This window comes from Aquimarina algiphila (genome assembly GCF_007489275.1).
Lineage (GTDB): Bacteria > Bacteroidota > Bacteroidia > Flavobacteriales > Flavobacteriaceae > Aquimarina > Aquimarina algiphila.
The window spans coordinates 1-11774 of the sequence record NZ_VLNR01000078.1; the positions used below are offsets into that span (position 1 = coordinate 1).

Here is an 11774-nt window from a genome sequence, read left to right on the forward strand (position 1 = left end):
TCCTTTTAAAACCTTGAGTATTTTATCGTAATTTGCTTGAAAGTTGTGCATATGAATTATAGTGTCGTAACTACAATTTACTGCCTTTTAGCAGTTTGCGCAACTTTTTCTAAATGCACAACGGGTTTATATTAATATTTTCTTTTGGGATTTTTGTTTCTTATGGACAAAGCGATAAAAGATATATTAAAACAGTAAGTGGAAAACCTGTATCCATTTCACAATTAGATAATCATATTAAAAAAATAATGGATTCAATAGCAATGCCAGGACTTTCTATTGCTATTATTAATAATGCTGAAGTTGTGTACCATAATACTTTTGGAGTGATAAATATAAAAGGTAAATCACCTGTAACTAAAAAGACAATTTTTGAAGCTGCTTCTCTTTCAAAACCACTTTTTGCTTATTTTGTCATGAAAATGGTAGAGAAAGGAAAATTTGATTTAGATACCCCTATATATCCACATTTGAAAGAGATTTTTCCAGCTAATACTATAGATAGTGTTTCATTTGATTATTATAGGACTATTACACCTCGTATTGTACTTTCGCATGCTACGGGAATCCCAAATTGGGCAAAAGGAAAACCTATTCATATCGCTTTTAAACCAGGAACAGGGTTTTCATACTCGGGTGAAGCGTATCAACATCTTGGAGCCGCTATGGGAACAAGTTTAGGTATAGGTTGGCATAGTAAATTGGATACTTTGTTTCTTAAAGAAGTAGCTCACCCATTGAAGATGAATACCAGTTTTTATACCTGGAATGATACTATAAAAAAGTATAAAGCAAAAGGACACCAAAAAGGAAAAGTGAACCTCGAAATAGAAAAGTACAATGCTGTTGGACCGGGATATAGCCTTCATTCTGAAGCTTTGGATTATGCTCGGTTTTTGATAGAAATGATGAAGCCAAAGCACTTAAAACAAGAATTAATCGATGAAATGTTGAAAGAACATAATCATTTTAAATCAGATAACAAACTTTTAAAAGAAGTAGGGCAAACAGGATGGGGGCTTGGTTTTGCACAAAAACCGACAGCTAATGGATTAATGCATTTACATACAGGCAATAATCATGATTTTCAATCATATGCCATGTTTGTGCCAAAACAACAATACGGAATAGCACTATTTACAAATTCAGATACGCTACTTCCTTTAATAGAAAAAATAGGAGAATTAATAGAACAACAATTTTAAAGTATAAAACATGGAAAATTTAGGAGAAGCCCTAGGAGGTTTGATCATAGTAATTGGATTAGTAGTAATGGTTTTTATCGTAGCCAAATACAATTATCTAATAAAAAAAGCAATGATAGAAAAAGGATTGGTCCCAGAACAGTCTCAAAGTAAATTTAAATATATAGATATAGGATGTATTGTTTTTGGATTAGGAATCGGACTATTATTTTCGTCAATTTTTACATCAATTGATTTAACAGAAGACACTACAGATTTATTGGTGTGGGGTACCATTTTAATTTTTGGTTCGGCGGGATTAGTTGCTGCTCATTTTATAAGAAAAAGACTTGAAAGATAGAATCGAAGATAATGATATCCATCTAATCAAGCAGATTAAAGAGGGAGATACAACCTCTTTTAGACATTTAGTCGAAAAGTATAAGGATGTATCTCTTACTCTTGCTATATCAATATTGAAGGATCAAAGTATAGCAGAAGATGTTTTACAAGATGTATTTATTAAAGTATATCAAAAAATAGGCACATTTAAATTTAAATCAAACTTTTCTACCTGGTTATATCGTATTGTTGTTAATACAAGTTATAATGCTTTTAAAAAACAAAGAAGTCATATAAGTATTGATAAAATTAATAGTCATGAAATAGAGGCAAATCAAAAAACAGGTGTCGAGAAACTTAAGGAAAAGGATCAAAAGAAATATATCACACTTGCTTTGGAACGCTTAACACCAGACGAAGCGTTGCTGATAAGACTTTTTTATCTTTGTGACTTAAAGATAACAGAAATAAAAGATGTTACTGGTTTTAGTGTTTCAAAAATAAAAGTAGGTTTACATAGAGGAAGAAATAATATGAATTTTATTTTAAGAAAGATATTAGAAAAAGATATAGATAGTTTGTTATGAATGATAAGTTAACTCAGGATTTAGTAAAGAAAAGTATGATTCATACTTCAGATGATTTTACAGACTTATTGATGAATAAGATTGAAGAGAAAAACAAGCAGGAAATAAAAGTTGTTTTTCCTGTAAAGAAGCTTCTTTTTGGAATAGCTACAAGTTTAATTATAATAAGCTTCAGGGCATTTAAGTTACTTGCCTCGTCATATCATTTATTTAGTTTAGACATACATATTTCAAAAATGCCAGTATTGATAACGATTGTTTTATTATTTCTTTTAGGAATGTATTATATTCTAAGGATGAATGAAGTTTATCGTGGTTTAAAAAATGAAATTTAAAAACTTTTTCATCATATTTAGATAGAATGAATGCGATTCAGCAATTGAAAAATAATCTGGAGAAAGGAGGAATTCTAACAAAATTCAAAACTCTAGAAAGAGAGGAGTATTTAAAAACGGCTAATAATATTAATACAAATTTGTATTTTATCTCAGAGGGAAGCCTTAGAGTTTTTTATGTTAATGATAAAGAAGAACATACTTTGTATTTGGGATATAAAAAGTCATTGATAACTGCTTTGGATTCTTTTTTTTCAAATAAAGTATCACAGTTAGAAATTCAGGCCCTTAAAAAAACAAAAGTCGATTTTATTTCCAAAGATGACTTTATGAAATTTATGATGAGTAATCCAGAGAATTTATCTTTATGGTATGCGATCTTAGAAGAACTTATTTATTTACAAACCGAAAGAGAAATTGATCTTTTAATTTCATCTCCGGCAGAACGATATCAAAGAGTTTTACAAAGAAGACCAGAGTTATTTCAGGAAATTCCGCACAAGTATATTGCTTCATATCTAAGAATGGCCCCAGAAACACTATCCAGAATTAAGAGATATTGATTTCAATCAATTTTTATACGCTTATTATGTGGTTATTTTGTAACTATTCCAATACCAAATAATAATTCTTTAGCAGATGAATAAGTATATAGTAAAAATGTTAAGTGTAAATGATAACAATGCATTCTTTCAGTTAATTAACACTAATAGAGAGCGATTAGAAGATTTCTTTGCAGGAACAGTTTTACGTACTAAAACCATAGCAGATACAATCAATTATTGTGAAGAAATAGAGCAAAAAATTAATAAAAAGTCTTACTTTCCATACCTTATACTTGAAAAAGAATCAAACGTGATTGTAGGCTTCATTGATGTTAAAAATATTGATTGGAATATTCCAAAAGCAGAATTAGGAGCTTTTATCGATTCAAAACATGAAGGAAAAGGAATCATTACAACTACAATGGCTTCTTTAATTGATGATATTGTAAATGAACATCATTTTAAGAAATTATTGTGTAGAATTTCTAGCAGAAATACGAGAAGTATTAGAGTAGCCCTAAATAGTGGTTTTGAATTAGAGGGAACTATACGATGTGATTATAAAACTACTAAAGGTGAAATTGTTGACTTGAATTACTACGGTAAAATCTTTTAATATATTGAGTTTAAAATTGGGATAGTCTTTCCATTTTATACCTCTATCTTTGCCAAAATTTATTTTATGTCAATACAGTTTTCCGATTTAGGAATTATAGCTCCTCTTCAAAAAAGTTTAGAAGACTTAAATATTTCTACACCAACAGATATTCAAAAAAAATCAATTCCCGTCTTATTACAAAAAAAGGATGATTTTGTTGGTTTAGCAAAAACAGGGACAGGAAAAACAGCCGCTTTTGGATTACCATTGTTACAATTGATTGATGTTAATAATAAAAATATTCAAGCAGTAATATTAGCACCGACCAGAGAGTTAGGACATCAGATTTATAATAATTTAATGTCTTTTGCAACATATTTACCTGACATATCTATAGCTTCAGTTTGTGGTGGAATTCCTATTAAACCACAAATAGAACGATTAACAAAAGTAACACATATCGTTGTTGCTACTCCGGGACGTTTAATAGATTTAATTAAACGAAATGCTATTGACATAAAAATCGCTAACTACCTAATTCTTGATGAAGCAGACGAAATGGTGAGTTCTCTAAAAGATGGTTTAGATGAAATAGTCTCAGTATTGCCTAAAAGCAGAAGAACTATTCTTTTTACCGCCACAATGCCGGGAACTATAAAACAGATGGTACAAAACTATATGTCAAAACATGTCATACAGGAAAGTGCTGATATGGAAAAGATAGGTCATCAGGGTATAGACCATCGATATGTAGTTGTCGAACCTATAGAAAAATTAGATGTTTTAATGCATTTTTTAACGTCAAAAGAAGGAGAACGAGGGATCATTTTTTGTAAAACAAAAGCTGCAGTAAATAAACTCGCCAAAAATTTGGCAATAAATAAATTCTCTTCTGGTGCTCTACACGGAAGTCTATCACAGCCCATTCGTGATAGAATTATGGAACAATTTAGAGAAGGGCATATACATATTCTGGTAGCCACTGATTTGGCTGCAAGAGGAATTGATGTTAAAGAAATATCGTATGTGGTTAATTATCATTTACCAGATGTATATGAAACATATGTACATCGAAGTGGAAGAACCGCAAGAGCAGGAGCGAAGGGGTTATCATTAACTGTTTTGCAAAAAGAAGAAATAATAGATATTGCAGAGTTTTCTGATGAGTTAGATATTAACTTTAAAGAATATAATAAGGTAGATGCTCAAAGTATTGAAGAGAATAAAGGATTGTTATGGGCTAAAAAAATATTTAAAACTAAACCAAATCATGACCTCTCTAATCAGTATAAAGAGAAAATAAAAACTGTTTTTCATCATCTCACAAAAGAAGAACTTATTGAAAAAATGATCGCAAACTATCATATTCAAAATACATCAAGTGTTCTTGTGGTTAAGACAGAGGTGTCTAAAAAGAAAAGAAAGTAATATATATTGATATGGCAAATAATATTAAAGGACAAAAACGAATTCTTGATAAATTGAATATTGAGAGTTTAAATCCAATGCAGGAAGAAGCTCTTGTTGCCGTTGAACATACAGATAATACAATTATTTTATCACCTACAGGAACAGGAAAAACCTTAGCTTTTTTATTACCGATTATTTCGGGAATGGATCCCGATTGTACTGATATACAAGCATTGATCTTAGTGCCATCACGAGAGTTAGCCATTCAGATAGAACAAGTAGTTAGAGAAATGGGATCAGGTTATAAAGTAAATGCTGTATATGGTGGGCGATCTATTTCTAAAGACAAAGTAGAACTAAAACATACTCCGGCAATCCTAATAGGAACACCAGGTAGAGTAGCAGACCATTTTAGTAGAGAACGCTTTTCAAAAGAAAACATAAAAACTTTGATATTAGATGAGTTTGACAAATCTCTGGAAATTGGTTTTGAGTATGAAATGAGAGGAATTATTAATGCATTACCTAATATTAGAAAGCGTATACTCACTTCTGCAACACAAGAAATTGATATTCCGGATTTTGTACAACTAGAAAACCCTACTATTGTTAATTACTTAAAAGAAGGAGTTTCTAATTTGGCTATTAAAACCATAATTTCTCCATCAAAGGATAAATTAAATACACTTGTGTCAGTCTTAAATCATATAGGTAATCAACCCGGAATTATATTCTGTAATTTAAAAGATACCATAAAAGATGTAAGTGACTTTTTAGATAAAAACAATATAAGTCATGGATGTTTTTATGGTGGAATGGAACAAAAAGACAGAGAACGATCTTTGATCAAATTCAGAAATGGAACACATCAAATCATAATTGCGACTGATTTGGCAGCAAGGGGAATTGATATACCAGAGATAAAATTTATCATTCATTATCAGCTTCCCATAAAAATGGAAGAATTCACACATAGAAATGGTAGGACTGCAAGAGTAGATGCTAAAGGAACTGCATATGTTTTAAAATGGGAAAAAGAGTATTTGCCAGATTTTATTAAAAATGCTGAAATAGAGGTGATTAATGACCAATCTGCACAAAGGCCTTCTCAATATTGGCAAACTTTATTTATTTCTGGAGGTAGAAAAGATAAGATTTCAAAGGGAGATATTGCAGGTTTATTTTTTAAACAAGGGAAAATTGATAAAGATCAATTAGGAGTTATAGAATTAAAACAAGATTGCACTTTTGTCGCTGTACCTGCATCTATTGCAAATCAATTAGTAGCTAATTTAAATAATAGCAGACTGAAAAAGAAAAAGGTAAGAATAACAATTATTTAACCGATATGTGTAGAATTACTGTTGGATAATCAAAGAACTAGTACTTGTATTAAGCCAATAGTTCTAATAGATTCTGCTAGGAATTAGAATCTCTTTTTTTATTTATTTCTTCTTTATTTAGTGTATAGAAATACGAATTTTATAAAATGATTTAATTTTTTCATCATAAAATTCTTTAAAAACCCATGAAAGGCCTTAATTTTACATCCCTTAAAAAAATAGAGGTTATGTCGGAAATAATTACTAGTTCAGAAGAGAGGAAAACAGGAAAAGAATTATATAGTTATCAAAAAGGAGCTATTAATAAGATTTTTAAAAGTTTTGAAGATGCCCGCGAAGATTACCATCTATTATATCAATTACCAACTGGTGGTGGAAAAACGGTGATTTTTTCTGAAATAGTACGACAATATTTAAAACATCATAATAAGAAAGTTTTAGTGATGACGCATCGCATCGAATTATGTAAGCAAACCTCTAATATGCTTACGGGATTTGGTGTTGTAAATAAAGTAGTTGATAGTAAGGCCAATCTTGATGATCAGGAAGAGTATAGTTGTTTTGTGGCCATGGTAGAAACATTAAATAACAGACTTAATGAGGATAAATTAGATATTTCAGATATAGGTTTGGTTATTATTGATGAAGCGCATTATAACTCTTTTACCAAGTTGTTTAAATTTTTTGATAAATCCTTTATTCTAGGAGTAACAGCAACTCCGTTGAGTTCAAACATGAAGTTACCTATGAAGGATAATTATGATGAGCTAATTACTGGTGAAACCATAGAGTCTCTTATAGAGAATGAGTTTTTGGCACGTGCAGAAGTCTTTGCTTATAATATGGGATTGACGTCATTAGAAGTTGGATCTAACGGTGATTATACTGTAAAATCATCAGAAGATTTATATACTAATAGCGATATGCTTGGGAAATTGCTAGAAGCCTATAAAAAGCATTCTTTGGGTAAGAAAACTTTAATTTTTAACAATGGGATTAATACTTCATTACATGTATTTGACACCTTTAGAGCTGCAGGATATCCTATAGCACACCTTGACAATACCGCTACCAAAAAACAAAGGAATCAAATCCTTACTTGGTTTAAGGAAACACCAAATGCTATTTTGACTTCGGTGAGTATTTTAACAACAGGATTTGATGAGCCTACGGTAGATACCATTATTTTAAACAGAGCGACTAAATCTCTTACTTTATATTATCAAATGATTGGTCGAGGTTCTAGGATCTTAAAGAATAAAGCTAAATTTTCTGTTATTGATCTAGGAAACAACCTTTATCGTTTTGGACCTTGGGGTGCAGATTTAGATTGGCAGAAAATATTTAACTCTCCTAACTATTATATGGATAGGCTTCTCAATGATGAGGAGATAGAAAGTAAATTTAAGCATGAAATGCCAGCCGAGTTGAGAGCTGAGTTTGCTAATTCTGAAGAGGTGTATTTTGATATTAAAGATACATATATCGAATCTGTGAAAAAGGGACAATCTTCTAAAGTCGTTTTGGAACAATCTATAGCGCAACATGCAAAAATATGTATTGAAAATAGTGAGGATATCTATGATGCATTAGGTTTAGCAAAGATGTTAGGTGAGGATATTGATCATAGAATACAGGCGTATGCAAAATGTATAAGCAAGAGTACTTATAATTTTTTAAGCTGGTTAAAAGATGATTATAGAAAGAAGTTAAATTCTTATCTACGTGATAATTTTGAGACATTATTTGAAGAAATTCATGGTAGGCCGCCTGAAGATTAATTTAATTAGATAGTATAATTTTAGAAAGTTTGATTAAATTTATGGCACCATATTTGAATATGTTAAAATAATTATTAAAATTAATATTATAACAATGAGTAAAGGAACAGTAAAATTCTTCAATGATGCTAAAGGTTTTGGTTTTATTATTGAAGAAGGTTCAAACAAAGAACATTTTGTACACATTTCTGGATTAATAGATGAAATTCGTGAGGGTGATGAAGTTGAATTTGATCTTGCAGAAGGTAAAAAAGGATTAAACGCGGTAAATGTAAAAGTTATTTAAATATATATACGCTAAAACTTTTTATTCAATGCCTGTCACATAGTATGACAGGCATTTTTCTTTTAAAAATATTTTATACTTTATAATATAAGAAATTAAAATGTCCAGGTAATCAGACGACTTTTTTTATGACCTTGAGACATGTCTACAATAGTATGTTGAGCTTTTATTTTATCTAGTTGTTTTTTTAATTTGGCTACATGTTCTTTTTTAGAAACTAAACTGGTAAAAACACCAACCTGTTTTGAAAAAGAAATACTTTGTTTTACCATACGTTTTAAAAAAAGCGCTTCACCACCATTACACCAAAGTTCATTCGCTTGCCCTCCAAAATTAAGTTCTAAGTCTTTGGATACTTTTAAATTCTTTAGTTTTCTAAGTGTACCTTTAGACGCTTCTTCTTTAGAGCTATGAAAAGGAGGGTTACACATTACAAAATCAAAATATTCTCCTGGTTTTATAATCCCTTCAAATATATTGGCATGATTTGATTGATGTCTTATTTGAATAGCTTGTGAAAGATGAGGATTAATTTCTACATTTTTGTTTGCAGATGCAATGGCAGTTTCATTAATATCTGCTCCTACCATTTGCCAGCCATAAATTTGAACACCTAAAATCGGATAGATACAATTAGCTCCTACACCAATATCTAAACCTTTTATATTGGGATTTACTCCATTTTGTTTCAATATATCTGCTAAGTGGTGAATATAATCAGCTCTTCCCGGAATTGGAGGACAGAGAAAATTCTTGGGAATACTCCAATCTGTTAATCCATAATCATGTTTTAGAATAGCTCTGTTTAATTCTAAAACTGCTCCAGAATCTGAAAAATCAATGGTCATATTTCCAAATGTATTCATGAAAACATGCGGTTTTAGTATAGGATGTGTATAAATCAATGACGGAAAATCATAAGACTGATTGTGAATGTTTTTTGGATGCACTTTGGTTTAGTTTTTAAACAAAGATATATTTAATTGTATGACTCTTTTTTACGATTTGTAAGAAAGAGAAAATGATTGAGATGTTTACATTGCAAAAACCGTAAATAGTATAGTGATAATTTATTTTGATTCAGTTAATCTTATTATTGAATAAAAAACACTTAAATTACTTTTAATGAGTACTTTGCCTTTTAAAATATCTGATCTTTAACCAAGTCATAATAACTTGAACTTACAGGAATCTTAATTTCTGAGATCAGAATCTCTTTTCCTTTTAATGAAGTTACTTTGTTTTTATTAACTATATATGATCTATGTACCCTCATGAATATTGATTTTGGTAATGTTGCTTCTAATGATTTTAAAGCCAGATGACTCATTATCTTTTTTTCAGCAGTATAAAAAATAACATATTCGCTATCGCTTTCTATATAAAGAATATCATTGTATTTTAATTTATATAAATCATAACCAGACTTAATAGTCATTGTATTTTGAGATATTGTATCCCCAGAATCTCGTTTAATTTTATTTACGGCAATCAAAAAGCGTTCAAATGTGATGGGCTTAAGCAAATAATCCAATGCATTTAATTCAAATCCTTCTAATGCATATTCAGAATATGCAGTTGTAAATATTATTTGTGTGGTTTCAGGAATCATTTTAGCAAAATCTGTCCCTTTTAAATCGGGCATTTGAATATCTAGAAATACAACATCTATATCAGTAGTTTTAAGTATTTGTAAAGCTTCAAGAGGATTCTCGACTGCACTAACCATTTCTAAAAAATTTAACCTGTCTATATATGTTTTCAGAAGTGTTCTTGCCAATTCTTCATCATCTATTACCAAACATTTAAGCATTATTAGTCTGTTTTATATTTAGTTTTACTTTAAAAACCTCATTATTTTCAATAATATCTAACTGATGATTTTCTGGATATAATATAGCTAATCTTTTCTTAACATTTTCTAGACCAATTCCTCCAATGATATCTTTATTAATCCTTTTCTTCGGAATACTATTTTCTATTTTAAAATTAATATAATTAGGAGTAGATTGGATTTGTATTTTTATAAAAGAATCTTTTGGCTTTTCGATATTACTATGTTTAAATGCATTTTCTACGAAAGGTATGAGTAGCATAGGTGCGATCCATGTATTACCATCCAAAACACTAAAATCAGTTGTTATTGCATAAGCTTTACTACTTTTTAAAGAAAATAATTTAATATAATCTTTTATATAAGAAACCTCTTTTTTTAAAGGAACTAAAGGACGTTCACATTCATATAAAACATATCGGAGCATATCTGATAAATAACCAATACTTTGTTGAGTTTTATTAGAGTCTATAACAGAAAGAGCATAGATATTATTAAGAGAATTAAATAAAAAGTGTGGATTAATTTGAGATTTTAAAAGTTTAAGTTCTGTTTGAAGATTTTCGTTCTTATTCTTAATGGTTTCTTGCTCTTTTTTTTGTGCAAATACAAATGTTTCTATAAATACTGCAATCACATAAGAAATTGATAATAATAAAAAATGAATAAAAAATCGAGAAGGAGGTTTTGGATTTATGTTTTTGGGTCCTCCTCCAAATGGTGGTGGTATTTTAGGAACTGTAAATAAATTTATAGAAATAAATGCAAGTGTAGTTATTCCAAGAATTGAAATAATAAGAAATAAAACATACTTCTTCTTAAATAAAAACATTGGGGCAATATAATATATGAGAGCACCAATGAGTAGAGCCTGAAATGCAAAAGCAAAAGAATTTTCTGCTAAAAATTGTGAATTAAAACCTCTTCCAAACCACAATACGGACCAAATAATTAGCCATAAAAATGTTTGATAAAAAAACCTTTTTAATGCATTCATAATGCAAATTAAAGGAAATAAAAATCAATCAATTGATGAAATTACTCTTTTGAAAACAAAGAATTATACCGTTCACTGAATTTAGTGTTGAATTCGCTTAAAACTTCCCAAGATCTACAGAAAGCGGTCTTTTACTTCTAAACTTTTATAGAAATTTATAGTCCTATATAGGAAACAATAACATTTGTAAAATGAAAAGTAAAACTATAAAATTAGGATTAGTATTAAGTTTTATAGCATTAATGATGTCTTGTAAGTCAAATGCACAATCTGATACTGAGGAAAAAGAACATCATCAACCTCCAAGCATAGAGGAAATTTTTAAAATGATGGATGATAATAATGATAATAAACTTGCTAAAGAAGAGGTGAGAGGGCCATTAAAAAGAGATTTTTTAAAAATAGATACAGATGAAGATGGTTTTATTACCAAAGAAGAATTAGAAAAGGCTCCGAAACCAAATCATAGAAGAGGACCAAAACAAACACACGATTAAACTATTAGAAAATGGCTTAGAAATGGAAAAGATAA

Annotated in this window: 14 protein-coding genes; 11 read left to right on the top strand and 3 right to left on the bottom strand. The window is 29.6% G+C overall.

The features are described from left to right. Positions 1 to 113 precede the first annotated feature (113 nt). The 10 genes from FOF46_RS25785 to FOF46_RS25830 all read left to right on the top strand — a co-directional run bounded on the left by FOF46_RS25785 (position 114) and on the right by FOF46_RS25830 (position 8411). Positions 114 to 1205, top strand: coding sequence for a serine hydrolase domain-containing protein (locus tag FOF46_RS25785; RefSeq protein WP_143918449.1), 1092 nt, complete (start codon positions 114 to 116; stop codon positions 1203 to 1205). A gap of 10 nt (positions 1206 to 1215) precedes the next feature. Then, positions 1216 to 1545, top strand: a complete 330-nt coding sequence (locus tag FOF46_RS25790; protein ID WP_109437414.1) for a DUF6249 domain-containing protein — start codon at positions 1216 to 1218, stop codon at positions 1543 to 1545. After that, positions 1535 to 2113: an RNA polymerase sigma factor gene (locus FOF46_RS25795; protein WP_109437413.1), complete on the top strand. Its 579-nt coding sequence runs from the start codon at positions 1535 to 1537 to the stop codon at positions 2111 to 2113. Before FOF46_RS25790 ends, FOF46_RS25795 begins: the two co-directional genes overlap by 11 nt. Next, a complete protein-coding gene (locus FOF46_RS25800) occupies positions 2110 to 2448 on the top strand; it encodes a hypothetical protein (RefSeq protein WP_143918450.1) in 339 nt (112 codons plus the stop codon). The genes FOF46_RS25795 and FOF46_RS25800 overlap by 4 nt, the downstream gene beginning before the upstream one ends. 26 nt (positions 2449 to 2474) lie before the next feature. Further along, entirely contained in the window at positions 2475 to 3011 is a 537-nt protein-coding gene (locus FOF46_RS25805; protein ID WP_109437411.1) for a Crp/Fnr family transcriptional regulator, read from the top strand. A 76-nt stretch (positions 3012 to 3087) separates the two neighbouring features. Then, positions 3088 to 3609, top strand: a complete 522-nt coding sequence (locus tag FOF46_RS25810) for a GNAT family N-acetyltransferase (protein WP_143918451.1) — start codon at positions 3088 to 3090, stop codon at positions 3607 to 3609. Positions 3610 to 3675: 66 nt separating this feature from the next. Beyond that, positions 3676 to 5019 carry a DEAD/DEAH box helicase gene (locus FOF46_RS25815; protein WP_143918452.1) on the top strand — a complete coding sequence of 448 codons (1344 nt, stop codon included), beginning with the start codon at positions 3676 to 3678 and terminating at the stop codon, positions 5017 to 5019. A gap of 11 nt (positions 5020 to 5030) precedes the next feature. Beyond that, positions 5031 to 6344, top strand: a complete 1314-nt coding sequence (locus tag FOF46_RS25820) for a DEAD/DEAH box helicase (RefSeq protein ID WP_143918453.1) — start codon at positions 5031 to 5033, stop codon at positions 6342 to 6344. 227 nt (positions 6345 to 6571) lie between these two features. After that, positions 6572 to 8125 (top strand): DEAD/DEAH box helicase, encoded by a 1554-nt coding sequence (locus FOF46_RS25825; RefSeq protein WP_143918454.1) that lies wholly within the window; start codon positions 6572 to 6574, stop codon positions 8123 to 8125. Between the two features lie 94 nt (positions 8126 to 8219). Then, a complete protein-coding gene (locus tag FOF46_RS25830; protein WP_109437407.1) occupies positions 8220 to 8411 on the top strand; it encodes a cold-shock protein in 192 nt (63 codons plus the stop codon). 95 nt (positions 8412 to 8506) lie between these two features. On the opposite strand, the gene rlmF is transcribed toward FOF46_RS25830, so the two are convergent. From rlmF to FOF46_RS25845, 3 genes are all read right to left on the bottom strand, one after another. Beyond that, entirely contained in the window at positions 8507 to 9361 is an 855-nt protein-coding gene (gene rlmF, locus FOF46_RS25835) for a 23S rRNA (adenine(1618)-N(6))-methyltransferase RlmF (RefSeq protein ID WP_143918455.1), read from the bottom strand. Between the two features lie 191 nt (positions 9362 to 9552). Then, positions 9553 to 10224, bottom strand: coding sequence for a LytR/AlgR family response regulator transcription factor (locus FOF46_RS25840; protein ID WP_143918456.1), 672 nt, complete (start codon positions 10222 to 10224; stop codon positions 9553 to 9555). After that, positions 10217 to 11242, bottom strand: coding sequence for a sensor histidine kinase (locus tag FOF46_RS25845; protein WP_143918457.1), 1026 nt, complete (start codon positions 11240 to 11242; stop codon positions 10217 to 10219). The genes FOF46_RS25840 and FOF46_RS25845 overlap by 8 nt, the downstream gene beginning before the upstream one ends. A 191-nt stretch (positions 11243 to 11433) precedes the next feature. Here FOF46_RS25845 and FOF46_RS25850 point away from each other — a divergent pair, with 191 nt between their 5' ends. After that, the gene (locus tag FOF46_RS25850) at positions 11434 to 11739 is read left to right on the top strand and encodes an EF-hand domain-containing protein (protein ID WP_143918458.1); all 306 of its coding nucleotides are present in this window, start codon (positions 11434 to 11436) and stop codon (positions 11737 to 11739) included. The last annotated feature ends 35 nt before the right edge of the window (positions 11740 to 11774 follow it).

What these genes read in the sequence shown, in the direction of transcription:
- FOF46_RS25785 (WP_143918449.1), top strand. Translation starts at nt 114, where the DNA reads ATGCACAACGGGTTTATATTAATATTTTCTTTTGGGATTTTTGTTTCT.
- FOF46_RS25790 (WP_109437414.1), top strand. Translation starts at nt 1,216, where the DNA reads ATGGAAAATTTAGGAGAAGCCCTAGGAGGTTTGATCATAGTAATTGGA.
- FOF46_RS25800 (WP_143918450.1), top strand. Translation starts at nt 2,110, where the DNA reads ATGAATGATAAGTTAACTCAGGATTTAGTAAAGAAAAGTATGATTCAT.
- FOF46_RS25805 (WP_109437411.1), top strand. Translation starts at nt 2,475, where the DNA reads ATGAATGCGATTCAGCAATTGAAAAATAATCTGGAGAAAGGAGGAATT.
- FOF46_RS25810 (WP_143918451.1), top strand. Translation starts at nt 3,088, where the DNA reads ATGAATAAGTATATAGTAAAAATGTTAAGTGTAAATGATAACAATGCA.
- FOF46_RS25815 (WP_143918452.1), top strand. Translation starts at nt 3,676, where the DNA reads ATGTCAATACAGTTTTCCGATTTAGGAATTATAGCTCCTCTTCAAAAA.
- FOF46_RS25820 (WP_143918453.1), top strand. Translation starts at nt 5,031, where the DNA reads ATGGCAAATAATATTAAAGGACAAAAACGAATTCTTGATAAATTGAAT.
- FOF46_RS25825 (WP_143918454.1), top strand. Translation starts at nt 6,572, where the DNA reads ATGTCGGAAATAATTACTAGTTCAGAAGAGAGGAAAACAGGAAAAGAA.
- FOF46_RS25830 (WP_109437407.1), top strand. Translation starts at nt 8,220, where the DNA reads ATGAGTAAAGGAACAGTAAAATTCTTCAATGATGCTAAAGGTTTTGGT.
- FOF46_RS25840 (WP_143918456.1), bottom strand. Translation starts at nt 10,224, where the DNA reads ATGCTTAAATGTTTGGTAATAGATGATGAAGAATTGGCAAGAACACTT.
- FOF46_RS25845 (WP_143918457.1), bottom strand. Translation starts at nt 11,242, where the DNA reads ATGAATGCATTAAAAAGGTTTTTTTATCAAACATTTTTATGGCTAATT.
- FOF46_RS25850 (WP_143918458.1), top strand. Translation starts at nt 11,434, where the DNA reads ATGAAAAGTAAAACTATAAAATTAGGATTAGTATTAAGTTTTATAGCA.